We start from the raw sequence: 26,830 nt of genomic DNA, 5'->3' as shown, positions 1-26,830 counted from the left end.
ACCCAATGCGATAAAAAAAGACTCAATAACCTACTAGAGGAAATCAAGTCTTTTTCATTACATACGGTTATCATGCCAGAAGTTTAATGGGAAGTGTTCGTTCTCACTATAACTTTCTAATTCATATCCTTTTTCTTTCAACCCTTTAATAATTCCAGGTACTGCTTTAACCGATTGTGGATGAATGTCATGCATAAGAATAACTTCTGTTGGCTTGTTAGCTCCATTTACAACGTTTTGCACAATTTTAGCTGATGCAGCATCAACAGGCATTTTACTGTATGTCCAGTCTAAAGAGTCAATTGTCCAATCCCAAACTTTTAATCCGTTTTCGACAACTTTGTTGCGAAGAGCTTCGTTTAATCCTGGCATTGAGCCGTAAGATGGACGAGTTAATACTGGTGATTTGCCTAGAACACCAGCGATTAAGCCTTGATCTTCCTTCATTTCATCTACGTAATGACCTTCTGTGTAAAGTTTCTTGTAGTTATGAGTCATACTGTGCATCCCAACGTAGTGGCCTTCAGCATCTTCACGTTTTACAAGATCAGGGAGTGCTTTTACGTTTGAACCAATTAGGAAAAATGTTGCTTTTGCATTTTCTCTCTTTAACATATCTAAAAGCTCGGCTGTGTATTTTCCAGGACCATCATCAAATGTTAAATAAGCGACTTTTCTAACTTTCCCGTTATATTGTTTTGGAGCTTCTTTCGGTGCAAGAGATGATTGAATTTCACTTACAAGTTGAACAGATTTTGCTTCATCCTCTGTACTTGCTAGAGCAATATGTGCTGATCCTAAAGCCGCTTCGTATGTAAATAATACCCCCGCGCAAATCAACATAGCCCTTTTTACTAAAGTTGTCATTCGAATTCCATTGTGCATAATTTTCCTTCTCTCTATAAAAGTTCTACTCTACTATATTAGCAATTATAGGGAGGTAATTGCAAAAAAACTTTTTTACAAGTGCAAAAAAGTTTGTTCAAAAATATGCAAGATTTTGTATCAATTGCAGTCTTGAAAAAACAGGGTGATTTTAATGTTTATTATGAAAATTTTCAAGAATCAAATTTGGTTCTTCTAATAATGATGTAGGTGGTTTTTAGGGGAATCGATATCAAAATGAAAAGGGACTAATCATACTTTCGTAGCATTTCATTTTCATTCCAATTATTGATTCGAATATTTTTGTTTTCTATTAAAATATTGGTATAGAAAAAAATTAAATTTTGGTCTGGGGAACATTTGATATTATCGGAAGAACTATTTATTTCATCTCAATATTTATATAACTACTTTTATATGAATTTAATACTAAAGACCTACTATTTATAAACTAATAGGTCTTTCAACTTAGGTAGTTCTCACACTAATGAGGGATTTGAAAGGAAATATATGTAACTTATAATAATTACTATAAAGCTTTGGAAAATGAAAAGGAGGAGATTTGCATGAAGAATTGGGTTCAATTTAGAATGGCAAGACCAACAGATAAATTTGAAGAAGTTATAAGTTTTTATGAGACGGGGTTAGGATTAAAGCGTATAGGAGAATTTCACAATCATGAAGGATATGATGGAGTTATGTTTGGAGTACCGGATGCCAAGTATCATTTGGAGTTTACAACGCATGTTAATGGAAGTCCATGTCCGGCGCCGACAAAAGATAATTTACTAGTTTTTTATATGCCTAATAAAGATGAAATTGAAAAAATAGTGAATCGATTAAGTAATATGGGCTATCATGAGGTAGAACCAGAAAATCCGTATTGGATAGAGAAAGGGGCCACAATAGAGGATCCAGATAGTTGGAGAATTGTGCTTATGAACGCATTTGAATAAAGAAGCTCTTTTTGTATGAAATGGCACGTTTTTATAATGAAACAGGTATGAAAATAGGAACGTCTGCGGCAGCGAATTTATTAGCTGCTAAACAAATTGGAAAAGAAAAAGGTACGAATTTTAATGTAGTTACAGTTTTTCTGGACGCAGTGTCTATAGAAGAGTGGTCAGATGTAAAGAGCTTACAACAAATATAGAGAAAATCGAATAAATAAAAGTTCTTTCATATTCTATTTCTTATAATTTGGGAAATTGATGAAATGAAAACCTGTATATGTAAAATGTACAGGCTTTTCGTGGTTGTTTTAGTTATCTGTAGCAACTTTAAAATTTCACATACCGTATTTTAAAAAATAAATATAGGAAAACCAAAAAGTAATGTAGAATATATCGTACATGCATATATGAAGTCAACATAAAAGATAAAGAGGTGGGCATATGTTACTTGAAGAAGTAATGCGGCAACTAGAGGAATATGGAACAGGACAAAATCGTAAAACGTATAAAAACCACGGAGCGAAAGAGCCACTATTCGGAGTTAGTTTTGCCAATTTAAAATTGTTAAAAAAGAAGATAAAAAAAGATCATGATTTAGCAATTTCATTATGGAAAACAAAAAATATGGATGCAATGACTTTAGCAACAATGATTTTAGAACCAAAGAAAGTTACGACAGAACAGCTAAACAAATGGGTACAGGAAGTTGATTATTATTGTTTAATGGACGTTTTGATGACGGCTATTTGTACGTCGCCAATCGCGATAGAAAGAATGGAAGAATGGACAAAGTCCGATGATGAATGGATTGGAAGAGCAGGATGGTCTCTATTAGCAAATATAGCGATTAAAAATAAAACGTTACATGATGAATTCTTCACTCCGTATCTAGAAGAGATTAAAGCAAATATACATAATGAAAAAAATAGAAAAAAAGAAGCGATGAATAGTGCTTTAATCGCGATAGGAATTCGTAATGAAGACTTAGAGAGAAAAGCGATTGAAATTGCACGTGAAATTGGGAAAGTACAAGTTGATCACGGGGCAACGTCATGCAAAACACCAGAAGCAGAACCGTATATACAAAAGGCGAGAGAAAGAGCTAAAAAAAAGAAAGTGAAATAAGAAAAGGGGAACGGTTATGAAACCAATGGAAGCAGCACAACGCATAATTACATCACAATTTCCGAATTGTGATGTAGCTTTACTGGGAGGAAGCGTTGTAAGAGGAGAAGCGACAAAAACATCTGATCTGGACATTGTTATAGTTGATCAAAATTTACCGTCTTGTTATAGAGAATCTTTCTATAGTAATGGATGGCCTGTTGAAGTGTTTGTACATAATTTTGAAACGTGTAAAACCTTTTTTAAAATGGATTGTGACCGAGGGAGACCTTCGTTACCACAATTAGTTTCAGAGGGGATTGTATTAAAAGGAGAAAATGAAATTGTTGAGAAATTAAAAAGAGAAGCGAATGATTTACTAAATAAAGGGCCAGCTATATGGACTGAAGAAATGATGAAGCAAAAACGGTATTTTATTACGGATACTTTGGACGATTTTATTGGTGCATCAAAAAGAGAAGAAGAATTGTTTATCGCAAATTTATTAGCTGATTTATTACATGAATATATATTAAGAGTAAATGGGAAATGGCTTGGAAGTTCAAAATGGTTTATAAGGGTACTTAGAAAATATGATGAACAGTACGCAGATCAATTTGTAGAGGCGTTCGATCATTTTTATACAACGGGTGAGAAAAGAAACTTAATTACTTTTGTAGAAAAAACGCTAGAACAGTATGGAGGAAGAATATTCGAAGGGTTTTCTATAGGAAAATAAAAAGGGGATGGCATAATGAATGTACCAATCGTTCAATTAAGAGAACTGACACTAGATGATATAGAAGAACGATATCAATGGTCATTAGATAAAGAAGTGACAAATCATTTAGTTGTACCGGATCAATATCCACCGTTCACTCGTGAAGATACGAAAAAGTGGATTGAAGCATGTATAAATCGAAAAAATGGTTATGAACAAAGAGCTATCACTACAGAAAACGGCATACATATTGGGTGGGTAGATCTTAAAAACTTTGATAAAACAAATAAAAATGCAGAACTGGGAATCGCAATTGGTAATAAAGAATACTGGGGTAAAGGATATGGAATAGCAGCCCTATATAGTATGTTACACCTAGCATTCTTTGAATTTGAATTAGAAAAAGTTTGGCTACGTGTAGATGAAGATAATTTTCAAGCTAGAAAGAGTTATGAAAAGGCTGGTTTTGTTTGTGAAGGATTAATGAGAAATGATCGATTACGTCAAGGAAAGTTCATTCATCGTTATCGTTATAGTATGTTAAGAGAAGAATATGAATCTATAAATAGTAGTTTATAAAAATATTATGTTAACTTAAAGGGGCTGGAGAAATATGATTCGATTACTTACGAAAGAAGATGCAAAACAATATTGGGAGTTACGTTTACAGGCATTACAAGTAAATCCAGAGGCATTTGTAACAACTTATGAAGAGGCGATTCGTCAAGAAAATCCTATTAAGCGAGTGGAAAATAATTTAACAGCTACTACTAGCTGTACATTCGGTGCTTTTAATGAAAAGAATCAATTAGTTGGAGTGGTTACTTTACTAACAGAAGAGAAAGAGGCGTATAAACATAAAGGTCATATCGTTGCGATGTATGTAGATGCAAGCAATCGAAGAAGTGGTCTTGCACGTGAGTTAATACGTAAGGCAATTGAAAGAGCAAGAGAAATGAGCTTAGAACAATTGAACTTAGGTGTTGTATATACAAACGAACCAGCAAAAAAATTGTATGAATCAATGGGCTTTAAAACTTATGGGATTGAAAAGAGAGCTATAAAGATGAATGGTGTGTATAGTGATGATGAACATATGGTGTTGTTCTTTTAATAGAGGGAGTTTAGTATGAAAGATCTCCATTTAGAAAAAAATATGAACCCGCAAGTGGCAATTTTGTATGCGATGGTTACAGATACATATAAACGATTGCAAAAGTTGGTAGAAGGTATTGATAAGAAGGAATTGTCTTTTAAAGGATCAGAAAATAATGAAAATAGCATCGGGCAACTACTTCAACATTTAGCAGTTGTTGATTTACATTGGGTGTATCGCTTAAAAGGAGAAGCAGTTCCACTCGTGCTTGAAAATAAATACGGACCTATGTTAAATGAAGTAGGAGAACTGCCAAGTTTAAAAAAACAGACGTTACAACAATTAATGCAAGATTATGAAGAGGTGCAACATATGTTTTATGAGGAGTGTATGAAACTAACAGAAAATGATTTAACTAGGGAAGTTTTTTATGAGAAGGGAGAAACTGCGACTATAAGGTGGGGAATATGGCATATAGCCGATCATAATCGGTACCATCAAGCTCATATTAGTCAGTTAAGAAAACTATATAGAGCTAGAATAGATGCGAGATAAAGATTTCGAATTTTAATTATATTTAATTTGTTGTATAGTATAAGAAGAAACTAAACAAGGGGTTTTATAATGAAAGCTATTGCAGTAGGGATATTGGCATCATTTTTCTTTGCCTTTACCTTCGTTTTAAACCGGGCGATGGACTTAGAAGGTGGAAGCTGGATTTGGAGTGCTTCATTACGTTACTACTTTATGGTTCCGATGCTTTTACTTATTGTCATGTATAGAGGGAACTTAAAGCAACTCTTTCAATATATGAAAAATAATCCGAAAGAATGGTTAGTATGGAGTATCGTTGGATTTGGTCTTTTCTATGCACCACTTAGTTTTGCCGGATCTTTTGGACCTGGTTGGCTTGTTGCATCAACTTGGCAAATTACGATTGTCGCAGGAATTTTGTTAACACCATTTTTTGCAGTAGATCCATTACATAAAAAACTTCCAATGAAGGAATTAGTTATGTCTGGGGTTATTTTATGCGGTGTTGTACTCATGCAAGTAGAACATGCTTCTTCATTAGGAATTCGAGAAACCGTTTTATGTGTAGTTCCTGTACTCATTGCAGCGTTTGCGTATCCTCTTGGAAATCGAAAAATGATGCAAGTTTGTAAAGGTGAATTAGACGTATTCCAGCGAGTTCTCGGTATGACATTAGCAAGTTTACCATTTTGGTTTTTACTATCTGGTTATGAAGTATCAACAGGCGGATTACCGTCAAGTAGCCAAGTTTTCCAATGTTTTATTGTAGCAGTTAGTTCTGGTTTAATCGCGACAGTACTATTCTTCTTTGCGACAGATCTTGTAAAAGATGATCCACAAAAACTAGCAACAGTAGAAGCAACACAGTCCGGTGAAGTTTTATTTGCGCTAGTAGGAGAGCTTATCTTACTATCTGCGCCAATTCCGTTATCTTTATCTTGGATCGGAATGAGTCTTGTTATTGTCGGAATGATACTACATAGTTATGTAGCGGTCGTTGTGAAAAAAGAAGAAAAAATAACGGCGTAATGAGATTAGCTCTTTATAGAAAGAGCTAATCTTTTTTCATGGAAAGGGATGTAGAAATGAATTTGCAACGCGTGGAACAAATTGAGAAAAATCCAATTTTAAATGTGTTACAGTATGCAGTCGGGCCAAGTGAAATTAGCTTAAAGAAAGCAGTTTTATATTATGAGAGTAATAAAGGGACTTTGTACAGATATGAAGAAGAGGCTTGTATAGGTATTGAAATAATCGGAGCAAATAAAGCGAGAGTATGCCACATAGCAGTCGTCCCGCAATATCGTCATAAAGGAATTGCGTTGCAAATGATAAAGGAAGTATCAAGAATGCATCAATTGACGTATCTTCAGGCTGAGACAGATGATGAGGCAGTAGAATTTTATAAAAAAATTGGTTTTCAAGTTAAAAGTTTAGGAGAAAAATATCCGGGGATTGAAAGGTTTCATTGTTACATGGAAAAATAGTATAAAAATATGCAAATGTACATCTAAGGTATAGTTTGAAAAAAGTAAGATTTACATTATATAATAAAGGTATCTGGAAAAATATAGATAAAAGAAATTAGGTGTATAACACATGAGAATGGATAAAAGTAAATTTATAAAAATTGCTACTTCAATAGGGGTATCATCTTTTTTATTAACTGGATGTGGCGATTATGAAGAAGATACTGCTCAACAAGAAAGTACTGCTGTTAAAACAGATGGTGGAAAACAAGGAAATGAACAAGAAACTTTAAATTGTAATGATAAAACGCCTACTAATGAAAATGTAGAAAATGATGAGTTATGTAAAGAAATGAATCCATCATTTTCATCGTATCATGAAAATTCACATTTACCGATACTTCCATTCGTAGCAGGATATTTATTAGCAAGCAGAACTTCAAATATGAATTATACAGCAAAACCAAATATAATGAAGAAACCGTATGCAAATAATATTATTCCATATCGTGAAAAAGACCAAAGTAGAACTGGTGGCAGTGGTGGTGGAGGGTATTACGGCGAAACTAACAGTAACAACAATAATTCTTCCAATAAAGTAGATTTAAACAAACAACAGCCCAATTCTTCAAATAAAGTGACGCCAGATACAAATACGCCGAAATCATCTACGACTCAAACGCCGAAAGTGAATTCTGGTTCAAGTGGAATTGGAAACGCAAAAGCGCCAGCCGGATCATAATACGAAAGGATAATAGGATCATGTATACAGAAAAAGAGCAGAAAGAGTATATGAAAGTATGGTTTTCACTTGCGGAAGAGGCTGGTCGGAATGGTTTTACATGGCCGAGTCTATTAGAAAATGAAGAATGGAATCAATATATGGCAACAGGTATGTATCGTATGCCAGTAAAAACTTATACTGCTATTTCAAAAGTGACAGAGGAAGTTATGTATGTGTTATATAAAACGTATCAATATATTGTCAATACGACAGAAGATTTTCAAACACTAGGATTTCCTGCTGAAACGTGGGAAATTGCGAGAATGGAACATACTGGTTTGTTTTCATATTTTACAAGGTTTGACTTTATCGTAAATGGTGAAGATATAAAGTTAATAGAAGTAAATTGTGATACACCAACAGGTTATTTAGAGCCATCAGTCGCAAATGAAGTGTTGTGCCGTTATCATGATGTGAACCACCCGAACCATATAGAAGAGCATATTGTGCAGGCGTGGGAACAAATTAAACATGACTATAATATCAGTCCTATAGAGACGATATATTTTACTAGTTATGATTGGCACGATGAAGATCATCAAACAGTTCAATTTTTAAGAAGCTATTGTTTAGATCAACCAACGGATTATATAGGTATACAAGATATCGTTGTTGCAGATGATGGTATATATACGCCAAATGGTGAACGAATTCATTATTTATATAGACTATATCCAATTGAATATTTAGTTTCAGATACCGATAAAAATGGGAAAAGAATTGGACTCCAGTTTTTAGATCATATAGCGCAAGGAAGAGTGAAAATTATTAATCCACCTGCTGCTTTTCTTATGCAAAATAAAAGTGTACTCGCATTAATTTGGCAACTGTTCGAAGAAGGAGTTTTCTTTGAGAAAGAAGATCGAGAAATCATTCAGAACTACTTCTTACCAACATATTTTACAAATAAACCGTTTATAGAAAGAAATGAATCATATGTTTCTAAACCTTTATATGGCCGTGAAGGCGGAGGGGTATCTATATACGAAAATGATGAACTATTAGCTGAAGATAAAACAGAGTATTACTTTGAACAACGGAAAATATATCAGCAATACATAGAAATGCCTGACTATACAATTGACACATGGGATGGTCCGTATACTGGTAAACTATTAATTGGTTCACACTGTATTAGCGGGAGAGCCGCAGGGTTATTTTTACGTGTAGGCGAGAAAATAACGGGAAACTTATCGATGTTTACAGGGGTTACAATTGAAGGGTAAATGAAACGGAAGAGCTTATCAGTTGTGATGGGCTCTTTCGTTTATATAGTGTTTGTATTGTTTTAACGTATCACTATTATTTTGCTACATACTGAAAAAACGTATGCAATTAAGCAAATTAGTTCAAATAGTAGAAAAGAGAAGAAAGTTTTTTTATTTATCTGCTTTTGTTATTTGAGATCAATATATAGTCACTTAATTATTATGCATGTGAATATATACCCTTTTTTCTAGTGACAGAAATGATTAAGTTAAAAATTAAGAAAAATATGATAATATATGTATGTATTAGTTTTAAAAAAATGGGGGAACAATCGTGAAAATGAATGACATAGTGGCAAGTACACAATTGCCAAATACAATCAAAACAATTACAAATGATTTAAGAGAATTAGGGTTAGAAAAAGGAATGACGGTTATTGTGCATTCTTCGCTCAGTTCTATTGGCTGGGTATCTGGCGGAGCCGTTGCGGTAGTAGAGGCGTTAATGAAAGTGATTACGGAAGAGGGAACAATTATTATGCCAACTCAATCTTCGGATTTATCTGATCCGAAACATTGGTCAAGACCACCTGTACCTGAAGAATGGTGGCAAATTATTCGAGATAACGTCCCGGCTTTTGAGCCACATATAACACCAACAAGGGCAATGGGAAAAGTAGTTGAATGTTTTCGTACATATCCGAATGTAGTACGTAGCAACCATCCATTAGGAAGTTTTGCTGCATGGGGAAAACATGCAGAAGAAATAACGATGAATCAGTCGCTATCAATGAGTTTAGGAGAGGAATCTCCATTAAGAAAAATATACGATTTAGACGGATACATATTATTAATTGGTGTTGGATATGATTCCAATACGTCTGTACATTTATCTGAAGTACGTACTGGTGCATGTGAGTTAATAAAAGTAGGGGCACCAATTATAGAGAATGGTGCAAGAGTATGGAAAGAGTTTGTTGATATGGATTACGATTCTGATAAGTTTGTAGAAATCGGTGTAGAGTTTGAGCGAAAAGGAACTGTAACAAATGGAAAAATAGGAAATGCAACGTGCCGTCTTATGAAGCAACGAGATATCGTTGACTTTGGAACAGAATGGTTTCGTAAGAAAAATCAGTAAGGGATGGTTACAATGAAGGGGAAAAAGGTATTAATTACGAGTGGTGGTTGTTTAGAAAAATGGGACCAAGTGCGTGGTCATACGAATATGGCAAAAGGAACAATTGGTAGAATAATCGCGGAAGAATTTATAAGTAAAGGAGCACATGTTATATATTTACACGGTTATTTCGCTGAGAAACCGAACGATGTAAACAATCAATTAGAATTACACCCGTTTGAAGGAATTGTTGATTTACAAGATAAAATGAAAAGTATAATTACACATGAAAAAGTCGATGCGGTCATTATGGCAGCGGCTGGATCAGATTGGGTTGTAGACAAAATTTGTGATCAAGATGGTAATGTTCTTGATATGAAAGGGAAAATTTCAAGTGATATAGCGCCAATTATTCATTTTCAAAAGGCTCCAAAAGTATTAAAGCAAATAAAAGAGTGGGATCCAGAAACCGTACTCGTTGGCTTTAAACTTGAAAGTGATGTAAATGAAGAAGAATTGTTTGAAAGAGCGAAAAATAGAATGAAAGAATCTAAGGCAAATGTAATGATTGCAAATTCACCACATTCTTTATATTCACGCGGAGCGGTGCACTACGTAATTGGACAGGACGGTAAAGGGAAGTTATGTAATGGGAAAGATGAAACGGCGAAAGAAATTGTCAAAAGGTTAGAAGTACTATGTAATCACATTACTGCTTTATAATTTTAAGTATTTGGATAAGAGTGAATCCGCATAGTATATATAGGTAAGCGAAACTTTAATTTATGGGAATTTTACTTTTACACAAATGTTAACCATTTAAGATGGATACATAAAATAATTGGTGAGGAGTGAATTCTATGGAACATTTATTAAAGCAAGCTATTAAGTTAAGAAATGAAAAGAAATATGCGCAGTCCAAAGAGATACTTATAGGATTAACAAATTTTACGAAGGATGCAGAAGTACTGTATCAATGCGCCTGGATACATGATGTAATGGGGCTTGAAACAGAGGCTATGCCGTATTATGAACAGGCAATCGCAAATGGACTTGATGGTGAATCACTTTGTGGTGCTTATATTGGTTTAGGGAGTACATATCGTTGTATAGGGGAGTATGAAAAGGCGATTGCAGTATTAGAAGCTGGGGTGAAGAAATTTCCAGAGAACGATCCAATGAAAGTATTTTTATCATTAGCAAAATATAACGTAAATGATCATGAATCCGCGATGAAATTATTACTTGAAACAGTCGTAAAAGTTGAGGAAGTAAAAGAGTTTGAGCGTGCTATTTCATTTTATAAAGACCATTTAGATGAGGTTTTTAAATAAGAGGGTGAACGTATGAATATCGCATTATCACGAAGGCGAAAAGGTATCTGGTTTGGATTAATATCTTTCATCTTATTATCAAACTATGTATTGTATGCCCTTCCAATTGTACCAGCTGCTCCGAAAGAAGTAGTGCTTGGTTCTTTGTTAGATTGTATGATTGTAATTCCGGTCATTACGTATTTCTTTATTATTCGAAAAAGATACTCGTTAACGTATATATTTCCTGTCGTAATAGCTGGTTATATATTTGCAAGATTTATTATTCCAAGTGATTATTTTCAAGCTTTTTCATACGTTTCTTATATTATAGTGGTGGGAGAAATCGCATTTGTATGCGTAGAATTATTCCTTCTATATAAAATTGTTAAAATGCTACCTAACATAATAGAAAAATATAAAGAGTATAAAAGAGAGTATTCTTCATTCTCTTATGCAATTGATGCAGCGTTTGATGTGACTATAAAAAGAAATAAATTAGTAGATATCATTGTAACAGAGTGTAAGTTAATCTACTATGCATTTTTATCGTGGCGCGTAAAAGTACCAGAAGGTGAATACGTATACTCATATCACAAAAAGACTGGTGCAATAGGTGTATATATCATGATCATCCATGCGACCTTAATAGAAAGTATCGGTTTTCATTATTTGTTTCATCAATGGAATCCAGTAGTAGCATGGGTGTTACTTATTTTAAACGTATATGCAATGTTTTATTTTTTAGCTGAAATACAAGCAATGCGTAAAAACCCAATTATTGTTACGGAAGAAAAAATAATTATTCAAATTGGATTAGGGAAGAAAATCATTATACCGTTTACACAAATTGATAAGATTACGTTTTATAAAGGAGAACTTTTAAAAAAAGAGAAAGAGGTTCTTGACGCAACGGTGATGGAATTTATAAAGGAACCTCCAACATTTGAAATAATACTCAAAGAGCCAGTGAAAGCACAATTGTTATATGGATTTTCTAAAACAGTAAGTCGTGTTCACTTAGATGTTGATGAGGAACGGAAGTTTTATGATGCGGTTATAGAGAAGTTGAAGCATAAATAATACTATTGGAGTTCCTTCTAATTTAGAAGGGGCTTTTTTGTGAAGTAGAACATGAGATTATATAAATATTAACTTAAAAAAATGAATGAATTGACTGAACGCTTTCTTAATGGAAATATAAAGGGATATAATGAAAGAACTAAAATAAAAGGGGAAATAAAAAATGAGTTGCTTACGTACGTCAGACATTGAAATTATTGAAAGAAAAATCCGATATGATGGTACAACTATAGATCATGCTTGTTTACTAATAGAAGCGCAGCAGGACAAAATTATTTTATATCATGAAGTACAGTATTCTTTTACAATGGCAGCAAACGATAAGAAGTTAACAATCCCGAAAGGAAGTTATACAGTTGCATATTACTGGGGAAATCGTCCATATAATTTATACGTTTGGAGAGATCAGGATGGGGGGTATCTAGGTTCGTATTTTAATATTGTAAAGAATACATGTATAACGGATGAAGTGGTATCCTTTGAAGATTTAATCCTTGATATTATGATACTTCCAAGTGGAGAATTTTTTATATTGGATGAGGATGAATTACCTAAGTCGTTAGAACAATTTGAAGACGGGTATGTAGAAAAGGCTCTTCATACAGTCAAAAACACAATTCAAGAATCACTTCCAAAAATCATTTCAGAAACTGCGACTCTTTATAAAAAAATAAATATCGTTCATTAAAACCTAGTTGACTTATCGGAAATATTTGTATAATATGTAGTTAATTCTATAACGTATTGCTGATTGGAGAAACCAAAGGCATTTTATCTATTGATAAAATGCCTTTGGTTTTTTTATTATACAAATGCTGAATCTATTCATTTAAATGAATCATTTCAAGGAGGGGAAGAAGTGACTGTTTCAATTGATGGGGTATCAAAATATTTTTCGAAACAAACTGGTACGGTTCAAGTATTAGAAGATATTAATTTTCAATTAGAGAAAGGTGATTTTGTCACTGTAATCGGACCGAGTGGTTGTGGGAAAAGTACGCTTTTGAAAATTGTTGCGGGGTTAGATAACGAATTTGAAGGTGAAGTTATCATCGATGGGGAGCAAATTGTAAAACCGAGTAAAAAACAAGGTTTTATTTTTCAAGAACATCGTTTATTTCCGTGGTTAACAGTTGAAGAAAATATTGCTGCAGATCTGTCGTTAAAAGATAAGTATGTAAAAGACAAGGTAAAGGAATGGGTTGAAATCGTTCGATTGGATGGTTTTGAAAAATCATATCCGAAAGAAATTTCAGGCGGAATGTCACAACGTGTTGCGATTGCGAGGGCTTTATTAAGAGATCCGAATGTATTATTACTTGATGAACCATTTGGGGCACTGGATGCTTTTACTCGAAGTCATTTGCAAGAAGTGCTGCTGAACATTTGGGAACAAAAGAAAACGACAATGATATTTGTTACTCATGATATAGACGAGGCGATATATCTTTCAAACCGAATTATCATCATGAGTGCAAAACCTGGGAAAATACATAAAGTTATTGAAAATAGTTTGCCTTATCCACGAAATAAAACTTCTCAATCGTTCCAACAACTTCGAACGAAGGTGCTACATCAGTTTGAACACGGGGGACTGATTCAAACAAGTATATAGGAAAAGGGTGGATTATATATGTATAAAAAATGTAAGGTTCTTTCTTTTGCGTTAGTTATATCTTTGTTTCTATTAGGTTGTGAAAAAAGTACAGTGAGTAGTAAGAAAGAAGATGTAACAATACAAATTGGTATACAGCAAGGATTAAGCCCGCTATTATTAGCACAAAAAAAAGGATGGTTTGAAGAGGAGTTTAAAAAAGAAGGGGTTAAGGTGAAATGGACAGAGTTTCAAAGCGGACCTCCTTATTTTGAGGCAATCGCATCAAATCGGTTGGATTTTGGTGAAGTGGGGAACTCCCCAGTTATTTCAGCGCAAGCTGCAGGTATTGAATTTACTGAAATTGCTAATACAAGTTATGCGAGAAAAGGAACAGGGATTCTTGTACAAAAAGATAGCAAGATTACGAGTGTAAAAGATTTAAAAGGTAAAAAAATTGCAGTAGCAAAAGGAAGTAGCGCATTTAATTTATTATATCGAGCATTAGAAAAAGAAGGTATAAATGCGAAAGATGTAAATGTCATTCAACTGCAACCAGATGAAGCGCAGCCGGCATTTGAATCCGGATCAGTAGATGCATGGGCCATTTGGGATCCCTTCATTTCACTACATACGTTAAATAAAGGGGCAAAGGTTATTGCAGATGGTGAACGATTAAATGTTTCTTCACCAGAGTTTTTAATTACGAGAACAAAATTTGCGAAGGAACATCCAGAATTAGTTGAGAAATTCCTTAAAGTTTATGAAAAAGCACGTGTATGGCAAGAGTCAAACTTAGATGAAGCGATAAAAATATATACTTCTACAAAGAAGATAGATGAAGAAATTGTAAAAGAAGTGTTTGATCACGACAAACCAATTTTAGTTCCGGTAACGAAAGAAATAATAGCCGAACAGCAAAAGACAGCGGATTTTCAATATAAGCTCGGCTCTATAAAGAAAGAAATCAAAACAGATAAAGTTGTAGATAATTCTTTCGTAGAAAAAGCATTAAAGGCGAAATGAAAAGAGGTTTTGTAAATTGGAGAATACGAAAGCTGTTATGAAAAGGGTGAGTATAACGATTGGCAAAAACAATGTAAAGAAAGTGCGAAAGACGAATGTAAAAGTGCTAGTAAGAGCGATTACTATACCGATTATCGTATTAATTATTTGGCAGTTAGCCGGCGTATTCGATTTAGTTTCTAAAACAGTTTTACCAACGCCATTAGATATATTACTAGCTTTTCAAGAACTTATTAAAACAGGAGAGTTATTCGGTCATTTAAGTATCAGTGTATTTAGGGCTGCGGCTGGTTTCTTTATCGGCGGGAGTTTAGGAATTATTTTAGGAACGATTGTTGGATTTTCAACGAGAAGTGAGCAATATTTAGATCCATCTGTACAAATGTTAAGAACTGTACCTCATTTAGCTGTTGCGCCACTTTTCGTATTATGGTTCGGTTTTGGAGAAACATCGAAAGTATTATTAATTGCGGACGGTGCATTTTTTCCTCTATACGTAAACGCGTTTTTAGGGATACGAGGTGTAGATTTAAAGTTATTCGATGTTGCGAGAGTGCTAGAGTTTAGTAAAAGAAAATTAATTACAAAATTAATTTTACCAGCAGCATTGCCGAACCTATTACTCGGAGCAAGATTATCATTAGGAGTTGCATGGGTGAGTTTAGTAGTAGCAGAACTTATGGGGTCTACAGAAGGTATCGGCTATATGATTATGGATGCAAGGCAATTTTCAAATACAGATATCGTATTTGTCGGCATTATTATTTTTGCATTCGTTGGAAAGTTTTCTGATTCACTCGTACGTTTACTAGAAGTGAAGTTTTTAAGATGGCGAGATAATTTTAAAGGAGAGACAGGGAATTAGCATATAAATTATTAGGGGTAATTTATATAGAGTGTTTTAGTAGGTTTTTCAAAACAATTAAGGGGTGTGTAATAGTATGGAATTGTTATGGTTTATTCCAGCTTATGGAGATGGTCGATATTTAGGAACGACAAAACGAGGAAGAGCAGCTGAATATGGTTATTATAAACAAGTTGCACAGGCAGCTGATTATTTAGGATTTACTGGTGTGTTACTTCCAACGGGTCAAGGTTGTGAAGATCCATGGGTATTAGCATCAGCTCTTGCGGCTGAGACAGAGAAATTAAAATTTTTAGTAGCAGTTAGACCAGGGTTAATGTCACCGACAGTTGCAGCGAGGATGGCATCTACATTTGATAGAATTTCAGATGGGAGATTACTTATTAATGTAGTTGCTGGAGGAGATCCTGTTGAATTGCAAGGTGATGGATTGTATCTTGAACATGATGAAAGATATGAAGTTGCAGATGAATTTTTAAAGGTTTGGAAGTCAGTATTACAAGGTGAAACAATCTCTTTAGAAGGAAAACATATTAAAGTTACGGAGAGTAAAGTTGTATTTCCTCCGGTTCAAACACCGTATCCACCAATTTATTTTGGCGGATCGTCCGCTGCAGGTAAAGAAGTTGCGGCTGAACATAGTGATGTATATTTAACTTGGGGAGAACCACCAGAGCAAGTGAAAGAGAAAATAGATGAAGTAAAAAAACTTGCGGAAGAGAAGGGGCGTAACGTACGATTTGGTATTAGACTACACGTAATTGTAAGAGAGACAGAAGAAGAAGCATGGAAAGAGGCTGAAAGGTTGATTCAATATGTAGATAATGAATCAATTGAGCTCGCTCAAAAAACATTTGCAAGATATGATTCAGTTGGACAAAAACGAATGACACATTTAAATAAAGGAACGAGAGAGTCGTTAGAGATAAGTCCTAACTTATGGGCTGGAATTGGGCTTGTAAGAGGTGGTGCTGGCACTGCGCTTGTTGGAGATCCGCATACAGTAGCAGAAAGAATAAAAGAATATGAAGCGTTAGGAATTGATACGTTTGTATTATCAGGATACCCCCATTTAGAAGAGGCATATGAAGTGGCAGAACTGTTATTTCCTTTATTGAAAGACGAGAAGAAACAAGAAAATAAAATTGTTGGTGAAATGATAGCTGATGCATATGTATTAAAAAAATAGTGAGAAATAAAGTTGAACCAATCGGTCATTAACAGGCAGTTTCACCTATGTTTTGCTTCATTTTGTTTACTGCCTGTTAATACGGGATAAAAAACTCGCAAGTATTTCACTTGCGGGTTTTCGTCGTAAACTATTAGAAAATATGGTAAAATTAAATAGTAACTTAAGGTACGGTTGGTTGTTCAATTATCACTTCTCCAAATAGGAGGGGGGTGATAATACGTGAGTGAAATAGCGTTGCTACTGCAGGGTGGACTGTTTCTCGTTGCATTGTTAACGTTCGTCGTCGTTTTAATAGACAAGCTCAAAAAATAACAACCCACCTATGCCAATAGAATGTGGGTTGTTTTGTTTGTAAGAAACAAATAGGATAAATGAACAATCCAATCTGCTAAGTTACGTGGACTAGTGTGTAGCCGCACACTGGTCTTTTTTATTTATTTACAATTAATAATTGGTTTATGTGATTGTATTGTTCTTTTCATACTTATTATAACACAGTGTCTTTTCATCAAGAAAGGAGACCGTATGTTCTGGTTTCGATTAAATAGTAGGTTTTTTTTCTTTAAATAGCCCATCCATATACTGTTTTAAAGTTTGGACATAAAATTCCTGCCTATTTACATCATTTACGCCGACAATTGGAGATGAAAGTTCATATCTCTTTTCTGATAAATGAACGACAACGTCAAATATATCAAATAGACGAATGAAACAGAACAGGCCATCTTTATCACTTAATAAAATAAAGTAATGGTTCTCGCTATTTGTATTTAATGTATTCCATAAAGAACTTTTACTTAAATCGCGAACTATACTTTTTTCTTTTAATTCCATAAAATCGGCATTTGATAGAATGTTTGAAATAACAATCGCATCTGGATCTTCAAAATAGCCATCAACAGCTTGGACAGCGAAAGTATAAGCTGTTTTTAATACACTCATTTTGTATTTACGGTTATCTAAAAGTAATTCACGTTGAATAGAGCTAGCAACTTTCGTTACACGTTCTTCTTTCCAAATTTCATTATGTAGCGAAATATCGTGCTTTTTACATAGTTTCATAATTAATGCATTGGAATAAAGTATTTCATCACTTACTTCAACAACATCTGTCTCAGCAGCCGCAAGTTCCTCACCATGTTCATTCGTATAGAGCGGAGAATCAATTTGTTTTTTCATTTGCTCAATCTTAAATTGACTTAATTTATGCCGAATTAAGGGGCGATCAATATTTGTTGTCATTTGTTCGTGGCAAGTATCACAAATTGAGTTTGTGAAATAATATCCACATAATATTTCGGGGATGACATATTGTTCACTAAGTTCTTTCGTATCTTTTCTGCATATGATGCATTGTGTCATTTTTATCACCTTTACCTGCAAATTTGTATGTAATCTCATTGTAGTGTATTTATTGGTATTTTGGAATATTGTAAAGGAAAATATTATGTGAAATTCGTGCTTATTTTGGTACAATGAAGAGAAGTGCTAGTTTAAAGGAGGACGTTTTTTTGAAATCGAAAGTGCACTTTTGGACATTAGAAGTGCTAATGGTTGTAGCGATCATATTTATTTGCACAAAAATATCGTTTCTATTTCAACCGATTGGTATCTTCATATCAACGTTGTTTTTCCCAATCTTAATCGCGTTATTTTTATACTTCATATTTAACCCATTGTTAGTCTTTTTGGAGAATAAAAAAGTACCTAGAAATTTAGCGATTTTACTGTTATATCTTTTTATTATAACATTAACTGCAGTTGGAGTTGGGGTAGTTGTTCCAACGATCTCGCAACAGTTAATGGATTTAGTAAAAAATATGCCCGGTTATATTAAAGAGGGAAAACTATACATACAAGATTTATCCCATCACAGATTATTTGAATGGTTATCTACACAAAACTACGTTTCCATTGAAACAATTGAGAAAAACGCGATTGAATACTTAAAGGATATACCAAACACGATTACGTCGAGTGCAACGGCTTTATTTGGTATTATCACAAACGTTGCATTAGTTATCTTCACAGTACCGTTTATTTTATTTTATATGTTTAAAGATGGACATGCGTTTCCAGGGAAAGCAGTTAGTCTATTACCTGAGTCTTACCGTGAAGAAGGACTTCGTATCATTAAGGAAACGAACGAAACATTATCTGCATATATTCAAGGGCAAGCGCTCGTTTGTATATTTGTAGGTGCTTTTACTTTTATCGGTTATTTAATTATCGATTTACCGTACGCTTTCGTTTTAGGAATTATAGCAGCATTTACAAATATCATTCCTAACCTAGGTCCATTTATCGGTGCAGCACCAGCTGTTATTGTAGGTCTGTTCGTATCTCCGATGCAAGCGTTGTACGTAATTATTATCGTAACAATTGTACAACAGTTTGAAAGTAACATCATTTCACCGCGTATTATGAGTTCAAAATTAAATATCCATCCGTTAACAATTATTATTTTAATTTTAGGGGTAGGTAACTTTGCGGGAATTATCGGAATGATTTTGGCAGTACCAGTTTATGCAGTAACAAAAACAGTTGTATCGAACTTAGTGAGATTGTTTAAGACGAAACGAAGTAATCGAAAATAGTATAAGTTGAGAAAGATACACCGCTTTTTAAGTGGTGTATCTTTTGTTTGTTAATCAATGTAAAAAAGTGTATGCATAAACTTTTATTATATATTTATTACATATCAAATATAACGATAAACTTGTATGATATAGCCTCTATAAAACTATGTGGAATCCCTCTGAACTATCCAAATCATTTCCTTACAGCGTGCTAGCAACATCATAATCGACCCCTTTCAAATTTTATATTTTTAAAGGATTATAGATGAGAGTAGTACTTGCTTCTACGATCTCGAATTTCGTCCATAATCTCTTTATATTGTTCTTCTTGTTTTAATTCAGCTTCAGAAAGGTTCTTTTTCTGAATTGTAATTGTTAAAAAGAATAGGTGAAACTTCATGATACATTCCTCCTTTCGAAAGGAATTATAGATGGCTACAGTAGTGACTTTGACGTTCTTTTACATCCTCCATAGCTTTATTAATTTGATGGTCATGCAATATCTCACTGTCTGAGAACTTAGTTTTTTGAATGGTGATCGTTAAAAAGAATACTTTAAATTTCATTTGTTTTTTCCCCTTTAAAAGTTATTTAGAAAAGACGGCTATAATAAGAGGCTTGACGCTCTTTCAGTTCGCCCATAATAGTTTGAATGTGTTGCTCACGCAAAATTTCTTGCTGTGAAAGCTTACGCTTTTGAATGGTAATCGTTAAAAAGAATGCTTTAAATTTCATTAGGATAATGCTCCTTTAAAAGTTATTTAGAAAAGACGGCTGTAATAAGAAGCTTGGTGCTCTTTCACTTCGTCCATAATAGTTTGAATGTGTTGCTCACGCAAAATCTCATTCTGTGAAAGCTTACGTTTTTGAATGGTGATTGTTAAAAAGAATGCTTTAAATTTCATGAAGGTATTGCTCCTTTAAAATATATTTTTAATACATTTGCGTATAGTATGAACTTTTAATGTCAGTCATTTTATCAGTCAGTTGTTTTAATTGTTGTTTACGAATGATTTCATCTTCAGATAAAGTGTTTTTCTGAAGTACAGTTGTAAAAAAGAAAATATGAAAAGTCATAAATGAATTCCTCCTTTCGAAAAGGAATTACAGGTGATCACAATAAAGCGCTTGGCGCTCCTTAACATCATTCATAGCTTTTTCAATTTGCTCATTATGAAAAATTTCATCTTTGGAAATTGTATTTCTTTGAATCGTAATACTTAAAAACAATACGCTAATAGTCATCGAATGTTGCTCCTTTCTTTAAAAAATAATACAAGAGGCTAAAAAATCGCACAAAAAAGCCACAGGAAGATATAGTTCTCCTATGGCTGGGCGTCAAAAAGCCACAGGAAAGTATACGACCTCCTGTGGCGAATTTATGAATTAATAGAAATAAAGTGCGATTTTCAATTCTCCATTAGGGTGGTCGAATTCATATTTAATTGTCCGAAAAACAAAGGTGCAGTTAACGCTAAAGTTAAAGCATGTAATTGTAATTTCATCATTTTCTTCGACCTCCTTTTAGAATTTTTTCTTACGTTAGTAAGTATATACAATTAATGGATAATTGTAAACATAAAAATTGAAAATTTTTAATTTTGATTAAAATGCGTATATTTTAAAGGGTTTTGGAAAGAAGTATTGTAATGAACGAAATATCGATAAAATGGGGGATGCTAAATGAAATATATGCATCGTAACGTAGTTGTTATGCTAACAATTTTTTTATGTATTACTGCTTGTTCTAGCGGAGAAAGAATAAAAGAAATATCTGATGTTGAACCTAGTGACTTTAAGAAATATGCTTGGACATACGTTGGTAATAACTCAGATGTAGTTGCAATTGTTAATCATTTACCCGGTGGTGATACATTTCAAAGTATTAGTTTGGAGAATGAAAGTATAAAGGTAAACTATGGTGCAAATGGAACTCTGACAGAAGACATGGTTGAGACGTATTGGTTTGATGGCAAGGACACAATGGAGAAGAATTTTCTCTTTAACGTTATTTATCTAGCGATTTTAGTACCAAATGCGAAAAGTTACGAGTTTCAAGTAGAAAATAAAAATTTCACGATAAAAAGAGAAGATATACTATCAATCTTGTATGAAAAATTTGATGATTTTCCAAAAGAAAATGATAAATGGGATAAAAAGAAAGTAGTAAAGTTCCTTAACGATAATAATGAAAAAATTACAATGCTTATAAATGATAAAGAGTTTCGGAAATCTATATTTGTTAAATATCCAGTGCAGTAGTTGAAATGATAGGAGGAGAAAAGGTGGAATTAGTATACAAAATTATCTATCATAGAATGCAGGATCATTATTTACCTAAGCTAGTACATGCAATAAGGCTCATTAATGAAGAAGATTTGTGGAAACAAGGGGACTCTATTAATTCAATTGGTGGAATCGTACTGCATATTTGTGAACATATACAGAGAAATACTAGTCGTTATAAAGATCCAAATATAGTTTTGGAAAAGGGAATCGAGGAGTATTTTCCAGTAAAACGACAAAGTTCTGAAGTTTTGCTACAGTACGTTGAAGAAGTATTTGATGAATGGGGAAAAGCATATTTACAAGCATGCGAAGAAAAAAAGCATATGGATCTTCATAGCTTATTACATTTAGTGGAGCATACAAGTTATCATTTAGGGCAAGTAGTAGATCGTACAAAGTCCATAACGGAACAACAATTTAACTTTTGTCAAAATGGAATAAATGAAAAGAATTTGAGAACAAGAGTTGAAACTTCAACATTTTAGAAAGAGAGCCATTCTTAAACGAATGACTCTCTTTTTTTGTAAAAGAAATTTATGGAAATAAATAATTTGATGTGATATGGTTAATTACATAAGTAATGAACCTAAGAACCTAAGGTGGTGAAATTGTGAAACCTACTCTGGAGCAAAATAAATTAATATACTTACAAATTGCAGAAACGATTGAATCTGATATTTTAAAAGACATATTACTTGAAGAAGAACAAGTTCCATCAACAAATCAATTTGCGAAGATGTTACAAATAAATCCAGCTACTGCAGCTAAAGGGGTAAATGTATTAGTGGATGAAGGGATTCTATATAAAAAGAGAGGGATTGGGATGTTTGTTGCAAAGGGAGCGAAAGAAGTCGTACTTAAAAAAAGACAAAATACTTTTATGACTGAATATTTACCTAAAGTGTGGGAAGAAGCAAAAGTACTAGAAATATCCAAAAATGAATTGATGGATATGATTCAAAAAATTACGAAGGAGGGGAAATAGGGATGATTGCACTTGAAACAAAAGCCGTAACGAAAAAATATAAAAAGAAAATAGCAGTAAATGAAGTAACGATTTCATTGGAAGAGCATAAAATATATGGTTTGCTCGGTAGAAACGGGGGAGGAAAAACGACACTATTAAATTTACTTGCAGGCCAAATTACTTCAAGTAGTGGAAGTATATCAATATTTGGCGAACATGTTTTTGAAAATAGTAAAGCAATGCAAAATATTTGTTTTGTTAGAGTGAAAGAAGAAGCACATCTAAGTTTTAAAGTAAAAGAAATTTTTAAGATGTGCAACATGTTTTATAAAAACTGGGATGGAAAGTACGCTGAAGAACTCGCTGATAAATTTCAGCTTAATATGACAGTGAAATATCATAAATTATCACATGGCATGCAAACAGTCGTCGGCATTATTCAAGGGTTAGCAAGTAGGGCACCTATAACAATTTTTGATGAACCGACTACAGGTTTGGATGCAGCACATCGAGAGTTGTTTTATAGTTTACTACTAGAAGAGTACGGTGAGTATCCACGAACAATTATATTATCAACACATCTAGTAGAAGAAGTAACCCATGTTATTGAAGATGTAATCATCATAAAAGAAGGAAAACTAGTTGTTCAATCATCGGTAGAAGATTTATTGCAACAAGCTCATGTTATTTCAGGGAAAAAAGATAAAGTAGATGAGTTTTCAATCAATAAAAAAGTAATAAATCGAGAAGTTTATGGAAATAAGGGGATTGCGGTTATATGGGAAGAACTTTCTAATGAAGATTATTACTCTCTTGAAAAAGAAGATTTAGTAATTGATAGAATTACATTACAAAAACTATTTATACACATAACGGGTGGTGAAGTGAAATGACGATGTTAATGAAGCAGTTGAAGTTACATATAAATTTTCATTATAAAGCAATTATAATATTTTGGATTGTAGCTTTATTAATAAAAGGGACGTTAAATGCTGCTCATTTAAATGGAGCGAACATGGGTTATTTACCCAAAATTATAAATAACCCTTCAATAGCAATTATGTTATTTATAGTAGGGAGTGTTTTCATCATACAAGATGAGCTATTTCGTTTAGCTGTTTCATTCGGTGTAACGAGAATACAATATTTTATCGGAGCAATTTGTTACATTGTACTTCAATCTGCATTATTTTCATTTCTTCAAGTTATGCTTTTACAAGATTTAAAATATAACGTAGTAAGTGCTAATTTTTGGGAGCAATCGGTACAACAATTTATTTTGCAATTTTTATTTTATGTTACAACAGCATGTTTCTTTCAAGTGGTAGTAGTTTTTAAGCAACGATTTAAGTGGATTGGTCTTATGATTGGTGGAACACTTTTCTTATCAACAAATAGTGTGCTTTATGGAGAGGCGGGAGTAACCAGTTTATTATTTACGAGTGATGTATCCTCAGTAGATATTCCATATTTTACTGTTATTTCAATTGGATTAACTGTTCTTTATATCATAACTAGTAGTATATTTATTCGAAAAGTATCATTCGAAAAAACGATTTAAAATAGTATTAGATTATTATAGAGAGAAGGGTAGCAAATGGGAGACACATCTTCACTCATTACAGTTTTTTTATGCATTGCACTAATAATATTCTGGCGTCGTTATCGATCTATGTATAAACCTATAAAGGGAACTGGGCTACGTATTTTGTGGCCATTACTATTTTTAACACCGGGTGTTTTATGGTTTTTTGGTCCCGTGCATCCAGCTATCTTACAAGTTATAATAGCAGCATTCATTGGAGTTCTTTTCGCCGTACCACTTATAGTTTTAACAAATTATGAACGAAGAGATGATGGGAATATTTATACGAAAAAAAGTGCAGCTTTTTTAATTACTTTTATTGCACTTGTTGTTTTGAGATACGGTTCAAGACAATATATTGTTGACTTAGATCAACAAACAATTGGTTTATTATTTTATGTTGTTGCTGTCTCGTATATTATCCCTTGGAGAATTGCTTGTTATATAAAGTTTAGGAAAGTTTGGCGGGAAAATAGTAATCATGCTTTATAAGAAAAAACTTTTCTTTTGAGAAGTTTTTTCTTTTTATATGTAATTGAAATCATTTGTTGAAGTGCAAGTTACCATACAATATGATGAATATAAAAAGAGAAAGTAGGGGATATAAAAATGCGTACAATTTTACTTTTTCTAAACGACATGTCTATTAATGAAATAGAGAACATTAGGAAAAAACATGATCCTTTATTTGGCTTAATCCCACCGCATATTACAGTTGTATTCCCATTTGAAAGCTCGATTTCAAATGATGAGCTGAAATTACATATTTTAAAATTATCAAAAGGGATACAAGAGATAGAAATAGAATTTGCGAATCAAATTTCGGGTGAAGGGGAATATTTATTTTTACGAGTTGAAAAGGGGCAAAAACAAATAGAAGAACTACATGACTTGCTATATACAGGAGCCTTATTACAATTTTTGAAAGAAGATATTCCGTATATACCGCATGTAACAGTCGGGAGAAAAGAACGTACTGAGTTAGCTGCTGAAGTAGCTAAGGATATTCATAATTTCCCTGAAAAGTTACAATGTATAGTTGATAGAGTTAGTGTAGAGCGAATTGGAGAGAATGGGGAATCAATTATAGAATTTGAAGTACCGTTGCAAAAAAGCTGACAAAAGTCAGCTTTTTTTATTCGTAACATGAAGTAAAGCACCAATCGCACCGCTATTACCACCATCTTGTAAAAAAATAGGTATTTTATTTTGATATTTAGTGTAGCTACTAATAATATTTTGAAGGTGTACGTTATTACATAGAGTCGAACCAATATAAATAATATGGTTTATGTTTTTTGTTTCGGCGAATTGAAGACTTAATGCAGTAACAACTTCACCGACAAGTCCTTGCACAGTAGCAAGTATGTCTGAGCTATTATATTTTGATTCCGAAATAGCGGCTTTACCAAAATTGCTAGCAGTTAAGCTATTATCAATAGGAGAGAGAATACCACCATAAATATCTCCAACCGTAATATCTAAATCTGTTCTAGAACCTAATTTTGTTAAAGGAATCACATCTTCAAAATGATCTATATTTGTTAACAATTTTGAAAGCCCCATAATAGTACCACCACCAACACCGGTTCCACCGGCACGAACATATTTGTCATTATACACGTAATGAATGGAAGTACCTGTACCAATATTTGTTAAAATGAAGTTATTTATATCATATTTCTCTTCTTTTAATATGTATCGTACACCTACAAGAGTAGCTTCAAATTCGTTTAGTTCTACTATTTTATATGAGGGGGAAAGTAGTTGCTGTAATTGTTTTGCTTTACCACCTGTAATACATATTTGTTTTATACGAGTGCTTTTCTTAAGCCAATCTATTATTTTATCTTGTTCATTTGAATAAAATTTTTCAAAAGCTAATTGCTTTTGTTCGTTCAAATAAGCAATTTTCGTTAATGTTCCTCCAGCATCGATACCGATCGTACTTTCCATTTTCCTGCTCCTATCCAAGTAATTTGTTTACTCTGTTCATGTTGGTGAGACGAATTTGTAGGAGGGAGATATCCTGACGAATTACATCGTCTCTATTCTGCTTGATATATTAATAGCTTTTCTATCGCTACAATCGGTTGATTATTAACAGTTGCGGTGCCGTTGCCTAGAATAAAACCTCGGCGATTACGAGTTAGCTCATAATGTAAATCCAGTTTATCACCGGGATATGCTTTTCCGTGGAATTCAACCCCATCTAATGAGGAGAGGAAGCCTAGTCCTTCAGAGCCAATCGCATGTACAAATGCACTAAGCTGAGCAAGTGCTTCTACAATTAACATATGAGGCATATGTTTTTGATTATCATTTATAAACCACTCATTATTTGAAATCAATTTATATCCCGTAACGGATTCACCATGTTTTACATTTGTTACTTTATCAATCATTAAAAAAGGATAACGATGAGGAAGAGTGTCTTGAATATGCATATGAAAGTACCTCCAA

38 protein-coding genes and 1 pseudogene are annotated in these 26,830 nt (G+C 33.3%); 29 read left to right on the top strand and 10 right to left on the bottom strand.

Annotation, left to right across the window (positions count from 1 at the left end; all coding sequences use genetic code 11):
* Nucleotides 1-57: 57 nt before the first annotated feature.
* Nucleotides 58-885, bottom strand: coding sequence for a peptidoglycan-N-acetylglucosamine deacetylase (locus tag ACLBWW_RS14050; RefSeq protein WP_447614089.1), 828 nt, complete (start codon nucleotides 883-885; stop codon nucleotides 58-60).
* Between the two features lie 566 nt (nucleotides 886-1,451).
* Between ACLBWW_RS14050 and ACLBWW_RS14045 the strand changes: the two genes are divergently transcribed.
* The 21 genes and pseudogenes from ACLBWW_RS14045 to ACLBWW_RS13945 all read left to right on the top strand — a co-directional run bounded on the left by ACLBWW_RS14045 (nucleotide 1,452) and on the right by ACLBWW_RS13945 (nucleotide 17,259).
* On the top strand, nucleotides 1,452-1,841 hold the full coding sequence (locus tag ACLBWW_RS14045; protein WP_447614088.1) for a VOC family protein: 390 nt from the start codon (nucleotides 1,452-1,454) through the stop codon (nucleotides 1,839-1,841).
* Nucleotides 1,842-1,852: 11 nt separating this feature from the next.
* A pseudogene (locus tag ACLBWW_RS14040) lies at nucleotides 1,853-2,038 on the top strand (cysteine synthase family protein); the annotation flags it as partial.
* A gap of 241 nt (nucleotides 2,039-2,279) precedes the next feature.
* Complete coding sequence (locus ACLBWW_RS14035) at nucleotides 2,280-2,963, top strand: DNA alkylation repair protein (RefSeq protein WP_048547560.1); 684 nt, start codon at nucleotides 2,280-2,282, stop codon at nucleotides 2,961-2,963.
* Between the two features lie 16 nt (nucleotides 2,964-2,979).
* Complete coding sequence (locus ACLBWW_RS14030; RefSeq protein ID WP_048547557.1) at nucleotides 2,980-3,681, top strand: nucleotidyltransferase domain-containing protein; 702 nt, start codon at nucleotides 2,980-2,982, stop codon at nucleotides 3,679-3,681.
* Between the two features lie 15 nt (nucleotides 3,682-3,696).
* On the top strand, nucleotides 3,697-4,242 hold the full coding sequence (locus ACLBWW_RS14025) for a GNAT family N-acetyltransferase (RefSeq protein WP_048547556.1): 546 nt from the start codon (nucleotides 3,697-3,699) through the stop codon (nucleotides 4,240-4,242).
* Nucleotides 4,243-4,276: 34 nt separating this feature from the next.
* Complete coding sequence (locus ACLBWW_RS14020) at nucleotides 4,277-4,777, top strand: GNAT family N-acetyltransferase (protein ID WP_048547554.1); 501 nt, start codon at nucleotides 4,277-4,279, stop codon at nucleotides 4,775-4,777.
* A 15-nt stretch (nucleotides 4,778-4,792) separates the two neighbouring features.
* Nucleotides 4,793-5,314, top strand: a complete 522-nt coding sequence (locus ACLBWW_RS14015; RefSeq protein ID WP_048547553.1) for a DinB family protein — start codon at nucleotides 4,793-4,795, stop codon at nucleotides 5,312-5,314.
* A 69-nt stretch (nucleotides 5,315-5,383) separates the two neighbouring features.
* Nucleotides 5,384-6,322: a DMT family transporter gene (locus ACLBWW_RS14010; protein WP_048547552.1), complete on the top strand. Its 939-nt coding sequence runs from the start codon at nucleotides 5,384-5,386 to the stop codon at nucleotides 6,320-6,322.
* Nucleotides 6,323-6,378: 56 nt separating this feature from the next.
* On the top strand, nucleotides 6,379-6,780 hold the full coding sequence (locus tag ACLBWW_RS14005) for a GNAT family N-acetyltransferase (protein WP_048547884.1): 402 nt from the start codon (nucleotides 6,379-6,381) through the stop codon (nucleotides 6,778-6,780).
* Nucleotides 6,781-6,892: 112 nt separating this feature from the next.
* Nucleotides 6,893-7,504 (top strand): hypothetical protein, encoded by a 612-nt coding sequence (locus ACLBWW_RS14000; protein WP_447614087.1) that lies wholly within the window; start codon nucleotides 6,893-6,895, stop codon nucleotides 7,502-7,504.
* A 20-nt stretch (nucleotides 7,505-7,524) separates the two neighbouring features.
* Nucleotides 7,525-8,772: a glutathionylspermidine synthase family protein gene (locus tag ACLBWW_RS13995; RefSeq protein WP_098079257.1), complete on the top strand. Its 1,248-nt coding sequence runs from the start codon at nucleotides 7,525-7,527 to the stop codon at nucleotides 8,770-8,772.
* Nucleotides 8,773-9,094: 322 nt separating this feature from the next.
* Nucleotides 9,095-9,895 (top strand): BA2930 family N-acetyltransferase, encoded by an 801-nt coding sequence (gene aacC, locus ACLBWW_RS13990; RefSeq protein WP_131233603.1) that lies wholly within the window; start codon nucleotides 9,095-9,097, stop codon nucleotides 9,893-9,895.
* A 12-nt stretch (nucleotides 9,896-9,907) separates the two neighbouring features.
* The gene (locus ACLBWW_RS13985; RefSeq protein ID WP_098047765.1) at nucleotides 9,908-10,597 is read left to right on the top strand and encodes a phosphopantothenoylcysteine decarboxylase domain-containing protein; all 690 of its coding nucleotides are present in this window, start codon (nucleotides 9,908-9,910) and stop codon (nucleotides 10,595-10,597) included.
* A gap of 137 nt (nucleotides 10,598-10,734) precedes the next feature.
* Nucleotides 10,735-11,208 carry a tetratricopeptide repeat protein gene (locus tag ACLBWW_RS13980; RefSeq protein WP_116443014.1) on the top strand — a complete coding sequence of 158 codons (474 nt, stop codon included), beginning with the start codon at nucleotides 10,735-10,737 and terminating at the stop codon, nucleotides 11,206-11,208.
* 12 nt (nucleotides 11,209-11,220) lie between these two features.
* A complete protein-coding gene (locus tag ACLBWW_RS13975; RefSeq protein ID WP_098633674.1) occupies nucleotides 11,221-12,270 on the top strand; it encodes a hypothetical protein in 1,050 nt (349 codons plus the stop codon).
* A 163-nt stretch (nucleotides 12,271-12,433) separates the two neighbouring features.
* Nucleotides 12,434-12,958: a DUF402 domain-containing protein gene (locus ACLBWW_RS13970; RefSeq protein WP_098047762.1), complete on the top strand. Its 525-nt coding sequence runs from the start codon at nucleotides 12,434-12,436 to the stop codon at nucleotides 12,956-12,958.
* Nucleotides 12,959-13,129: 171 nt separating this feature from the next.
* Nucleotides 13,130-13,885: an ABC transporter ATP-binding protein gene (locus ACLBWW_RS13965; RefSeq protein WP_060487137.1), complete on the top strand. Its 756-nt coding sequence runs from the start codon at nucleotides 13,130-13,132 to the stop codon at nucleotides 13,883-13,885.
* A gap of 18 nt (nucleotides 13,886-13,903) precedes the next feature.
* Nucleotides 13,904-14,890: an aliphatic sulfonate ABC transporter substrate-binding protein gene (locus ACLBWW_RS13960; RefSeq protein ID WP_098221199.1), complete on the top strand. Its 987-nt coding sequence runs from the start codon at nucleotides 13,904-13,906 to the stop codon at nucleotides 14,888-14,890.
* 16 nt (nucleotides 14,891-14,906) lie between these two features.
* Entirely contained in the window at nucleotides 14,907-15,755 is an 849-nt protein-coding gene (locus ACLBWW_RS13955; RefSeq protein WP_098221200.1) for an ABC transporter permease, read from the top strand.
* A 76-nt stretch (nucleotides 15,756-15,831) separates the two neighbouring features.
* Nucleotides 15,832-16,944 (top strand): FMNH2-dependent alkanesulfonate monooxygenase, encoded by a 1,113-nt coding sequence (ssuD, locus tag ACLBWW_RS13950; protein WP_447614086.1) that lies wholly within the window; start codon nucleotides 15,832-15,834, stop codon nucleotides 16,942-16,944.
* Nucleotides 16,945-17,166: 222 nt separating this feature from the next.
* Entirely contained in the window at nucleotides 17,167-17,259 is a 93-nt protein-coding gene (locus ACLBWW_RS13945; protein WP_001289320.1) for a putative holin-like toxin, read from the top strand.
* A gap of 228 nt (nucleotides 17,260-17,487) precedes the next feature.
* Here ACLBWW_RS13945 and ACLBWW_RS13940 read toward each other — a convergent pair whose 3' ends face one another.
* Nucleotides 17,488-18,309: an HNH endonuclease gene (locus tag ACLBWW_RS13940; protein ID WP_000189705.1), complete on the bottom strand. Its 822-nt coding sequence runs from the start codon at nucleotides 18,307-18,309 to the stop codon at nucleotides 17,488-17,490.
* 149 nt (nucleotides 18,310-18,458) lie between these two features.
* On the opposite strand from ACLBWW_RS13940, the gene ACLBWW_RS13935 reads away from it, so the two are divergent.
* Nucleotides 18,459-19,544, top strand: coding sequence for an AI-2E family transporter (locus tag ACLBWW_RS13935; protein WP_000837880.1), 1,086 nt, complete (start codon nucleotides 18,459-18,461; stop codon nucleotides 19,542-19,544).
* A 241-nt stretch (nucleotides 19,545-19,785) separates the two neighbouring features.
* On the opposite strand, the gene ACLBWW_RS13930 is transcribed toward ACLBWW_RS13935, so the two are convergent.
* Genes ACLBWW_RS13930 through ACLBWW_RS13905 form a run of 6 tightly spaced genes read right to left on the bottom strand, consistent with a single transcriptional unit; the run spans nucleotide 19,786 to nucleotide 20,771 of the window.
* Nucleotides 19,786-19,926 carry a YrzI family small protein gene (locus ACLBWW_RS13930; protein ID WP_000668503.1) on the bottom strand — a complete coding sequence of 47 codons (141 nt, stop codon included), beginning with the start codon at nucleotides 19,924-19,926 and terminating at the stop codon, nucleotides 19,786-19,788.
* A gap of 25 nt (nucleotides 19,927-19,951) precedes the next feature.
* Nucleotides 19,952-20,092, bottom strand: coding sequence for a YrzI family small protein (locus ACLBWW_RS13925; RefSeq protein WP_000669812.1), 141 nt, complete (start codon nucleotides 20,090-20,092; stop codon nucleotides 19,952-19,954).
* A 25-nt stretch (nucleotides 20,093-20,117) separates the two neighbouring features.
* Nucleotides 20,118-20,261, bottom strand: a complete 144-nt coding sequence (locus ACLBWW_RS13920) for a YrzI family small protein (protein ID WP_098079287.1) — start codon at nucleotides 20,259-20,261, stop codon at nucleotides 20,118-20,120.
* 26 nt (nucleotides 20,262-20,287) lie between these two features.
* Complete coding sequence (locus tag ACLBWW_RS13915) at nucleotides 20,288-20,431, bottom strand: YrzI family small protein (RefSeq protein WP_000668975.1); 144 nt, start codon at nucleotides 20,429-20,431, stop codon at nucleotides 20,288-20,290.
* 28 nt (nucleotides 20,432-20,459) lie between these two features.
* Complete coding sequence (locus ACLBWW_RS13910; protein WP_000142721.1) at nucleotides 20,460-20,603, bottom strand: YrzI family small protein; 144 nt, start codon at nucleotides 20,601-20,603, stop codon at nucleotides 20,460-20,462.
* 27 nt (nucleotides 20,604-20,630) lie between these two features.
* A complete protein-coding gene (locus ACLBWW_RS13905; RefSeq protein ID WP_000156189.1) occupies nucleotides 20,631-20,771 on the bottom strand; it encodes a YrzI family small protein in 141 nt (46 codons plus the stop codon).
* Nucleotides 20,772-21,209: 438 nt separating this feature from the next.
* On the opposite strand from ACLBWW_RS13905, the gene ACLBWW_RS13900 reads away from it, so the two are divergent.
* The 7 genes from ACLBWW_RS13900 (at nucleotide 21,210) to ACLBWW_RS13870 (ending at nucleotide 25,486) form a co-directional block, all read left to right on the top strand.
* Nucleotides 21,210-21,788, top strand: coding sequence for a DUF4825 domain-containing protein (locus ACLBWW_RS13900; protein ID WP_048547530.1), 579 nt, complete (start codon nucleotides 21,210-21,212; stop codon nucleotides 21,786-21,788).
* A gap of 23 nt (nucleotides 21,789-21,811) precedes the next feature.
* The gene (locus tag ACLBWW_RS13895) at nucleotides 21,812-22,300 is read left to right on the top strand and encodes a DinB family protein (protein WP_048547528.1); all 489 of its coding nucleotides are present in this window, start codon (nucleotides 21,812-21,814) and stop codon (nucleotides 22,298-22,300) included.
* Nucleotides 22,301-22,425: 125 nt separating this feature from the next.
* A complete protein-coding gene (locus tag ACLBWW_RS13890) occupies nucleotides 22,426-22,800 on the top strand; it encodes a GntR family transcriptional regulator (protein WP_048547526.1) in 375 nt (124 codons plus the stop codon).
* Nucleotides 22,801-22,802: 2 nt separating this feature from the next.
* On the top strand, nucleotides 22,803-23,675 hold the full coding sequence (locus tag ACLBWW_RS13885; RefSeq protein WP_048547525.1) for an ATP-binding cassette domain-containing protein: 873 nt from the start codon (nucleotides 22,803-22,805) through the stop codon (nucleotides 23,673-23,675).
* The gene (locus ACLBWW_RS13880; protein ID WP_098152544.1) at nucleotides 23,672-24,343 is read left to right on the top strand and encodes a DUF4052 family protein; all 672 of its coding nucleotides are present in this window, start codon (nucleotides 23,672-23,674) and stop codon (nucleotides 24,341-24,343) included. The genes ACLBWW_RS13885 and ACLBWW_RS13880 overlap by 4 nt, the downstream gene beginning before the upstream one ends.
* Nucleotides 24,344-24,379: 36 nt before the next feature.
* Entirely contained in the window at nucleotides 24,380-24,859 is a 480-nt protein-coding gene (locus tag ACLBWW_RS13875; RefSeq protein ID WP_048547522.1) for a CcdC family protein, read from the top strand.
* A 117-nt stretch (nucleotides 24,860-24,976) separates the two neighbouring features.
* Nucleotides 24,977-25,486: a 2'-5' RNA ligase family protein gene (locus tag ACLBWW_RS13870; RefSeq protein ID WP_088608854.1), complete on the top strand. Its 510-nt coding sequence runs from the start codon at nucleotides 24,977-24,979 to the stop codon at nucleotides 25,484-25,486.
* A gap of 6 nt (nucleotides 25,487-25,492) precedes the next feature.
* On the opposite strand, the gene coaW is transcribed toward ACLBWW_RS13870, so the two are convergent.
* Complete coding sequence (gene coaW / locus ACLBWW_RS13865; RefSeq protein ID WP_048547518.1) at nucleotides 25,493-26,323, bottom strand: type II pantothenate kinase; 831 nt, start codon at nucleotides 26,321-26,323, stop codon at nucleotides 25,493-25,495.
* Between the two features lie 92 nt (nucleotides 26,324-26,415).
* Nucleotides 26,416-26,814, bottom strand: coding sequence for a 3-hydroxyacyl-ACP dehydratase FabZ family protein (locus tag ACLBWW_RS13860; protein ID WP_048547516.1), 399 nt, complete (start codon nucleotides 26,812-26,814; stop codon nucleotides 26,416-26,418).
* Nucleotides 26,815-26,830: the final 16 nt, after the last annotated feature.

It is taken from the genome of Bacillus sp. M5A3_1b, assembly GCF_053345335.1.
Note: the sequence above shows the minus strand (reverse complement) of the source record. Positions and strands in the feature narration are given on the sequence as shown.

Coding starts and splice junctions, on each gene's coding strand:
- ACLBWW_RS14050 (WP_447614089.1), bottom strand. CDS start 885: ATGCACAATGGAATTCGAATGACAACTTTAGTAAAAAGGGCTATGTTG.
- ACLBWW_RS14045 (WP_447614088.1), top strand. CDS start 1,452: ATGAAGAATTGGGTTCAATTTAGAATGGCAAGACCAACAGATAAATTT.
- ACLBWW_RS14035 (WP_048547560.1), top strand. CDS start 2,280: ATGTTACTTGAAGAAGTAATGCGGCAACTAGAGGAATATGGAACAGGA.
- ACLBWW_RS14030 (WP_048547557.1), top strand. CDS start 2,980: ATGAAACCAATGGAAGCAGCACAACGCATAATTACATCACAATTTCCG.
- ACLBWW_RS14025 (WP_048547556.1), top strand. CDS start 3,697: ATGAATGTACCAATCGTTCAATTAAGAGAACTGACACTAGATGATATA.
- ACLBWW_RS14020 (WP_048547554.1), top strand. CDS start 4,277: ATGATTCGATTACTTACGAAAGAAGATGCAAAACAATATTGGGAGTTA.
- ACLBWW_RS14015 (WP_048547553.1), top strand. CDS start 4,793: ATGAAAGATCTCCATTTAGAAAAAAATATGAACCCGCAAGTGGCAATT.
- ACLBWW_RS14010 (WP_048547552.1), top strand. CDS start 5,384: ATGAAAGCTATTGCAGTAGGGATATTGGCATCATTTTTCTTTGCCTTT.
- ACLBWW_RS14005 (WP_048547884.1), top strand. CDS start 6,379: ATGAATTTGCAACGCGTGGAACAAATTGAGAAAAATCCAATTTTAAAT.
- ACLBWW_RS14000 (WP_447614087.1), top strand. CDS start 6,893: ATGAGAATGGATAAAAGTAAATTTATAAAAATTGCTACTTCAATAGGG.
- ACLBWW_RS13995 (WP_098079257.1), top strand. CDS start 7,525: ATGTATACAGAAAAAGAGCAGAAAGAGTATATGAAAGTATGGTTTTCA.
- aacC (WP_131233603.1), top strand. CDS start 9,095: ATGAATGACATAGTGGCAAGTACACAATTGCCAAATACAATCAAAACA.
- ACLBWW_RS13985 (WP_098047765.1), top strand. CDS start 9,908: ATGAAGGGGAAAAAGGTATTAATTACGAGTGGTGGTTGTTTAGAAAAA.
- ACLBWW_RS13980 (WP_116443014.1), top strand. CDS start 10,735: ATGGAACATTTATTAAAGCAAGCTATTAAGTTAAGAAATGAAAAGAAA.
- ACLBWW_RS13975 (WP_098633674.1), top strand. CDS start 11,221: ATGAATATCGCATTATCACGAAGGCGAAAAGGTATCTGGTTTGGATTA.
- ACLBWW_RS13970 (WP_098047762.1), top strand. CDS start 12,434: ATGAGTTGCTTACGTACGTCAGACATTGAAATTATTGAAAGAAAAATC.
- ACLBWW_RS13960 (WP_098221199.1), top strand. CDS start 13,904: ATGTATAAAAAATGTAAGGTTCTTTCTTTTGCGTTAGTTATATCTTTG.
- ssuD (WP_447614086.1), top strand. CDS start 15,832: ATGGAATTGTTATGGTTTATTCCAGCTTATGGAGATGGTCGATATTTA.
- ACLBWW_RS13940 (WP_000189705.1), bottom strand. CDS start 18,309: ATGACACAATGCATCATATGCAGAAAAGATACGAAAGAACTTAGTGAA.
- ACLBWW_RS13930 (WP_000668503.1), bottom strand. CDS start 19,926: ATGAAGTTTCACCTATTCTTTTTAACAATTACAATTCAGAAAAAGAAC.
- ACLBWW_RS13925 (WP_000669812.1), bottom strand. CDS start 20,092: ATGAAATTTAAAGTATTCTTTTTAACGATCACCATTCAAAAAACTAAG.
- ACLBWW_RS13920 (WP_098079287.1), bottom strand. CDS start 20,261: ATGAAATTTAAAGCATTCTTTTTAACGATTACCATTCAAAAGCGTAAG.
- ACLBWW_RS13915 (WP_000668975.1), bottom strand. CDS start 20,431: ATGAAATTTAAAGCATTCTTTTTAACAATCACCATTCAAAAACGTAAG.
- ACLBWW_RS13910 (WP_000142721.1), bottom strand. CDS start 20,603: ATGACTTTTCATATTTTCTTTTTTACAACTGTACTTCAGAAAAACACT.
- ACLBWW_RS13905 (WP_000156189.1), bottom strand. CDS start 20,771: ATGACTATTAGCGTATTGTTTTTAAGTATTACGATTCAAAGAAATACA.
- ACLBWW_RS13900 (WP_048547530.1), top strand. CDS start 21,210: ATGAAATATATGCATCGTAACGTAGTTGTTATGCTAACAATTTTTTTA.
- ACLBWW_RS13885 (WP_048547525.1), top strand. CDS start 22,803: ATGATTGCACTTGAAACAAAAGCCGTAACGAAAAAATATAAAAAGAAA.
- ACLBWW_RS13880 (WP_098152544.1), top strand. CDS start 23,672: ATGACGATGTTAATGAAGCAGTTGAAGTTACATATAAATTTTCATTAT.
- ACLBWW_RS13875 (WP_048547522.1), top strand. CDS start 24,380: ATGGGAGACACATCTTCACTCATTACAGTTTTTTTATGCATTGCACTA.
- ACLBWW_RS13870 (WP_088608854.1), top strand. CDS start 24,977: ATGCGTACAATTTTACTTTTTCTAAACGACATGTCTATTAATGAAATA.
- coaW (WP_048547518.1), bottom strand. CDS start 26,323: ATGGAAAGTACGATCGGTATCGATGCTGGAGGAACATTAACGAAAATT.
- ACLBWW_RS13860 (WP_048547516.1), bottom strand. CDS start 26,814: ATGCATATTCAAGACACTCTTCCTCATCGTTATCCTTTTTTAATGATT.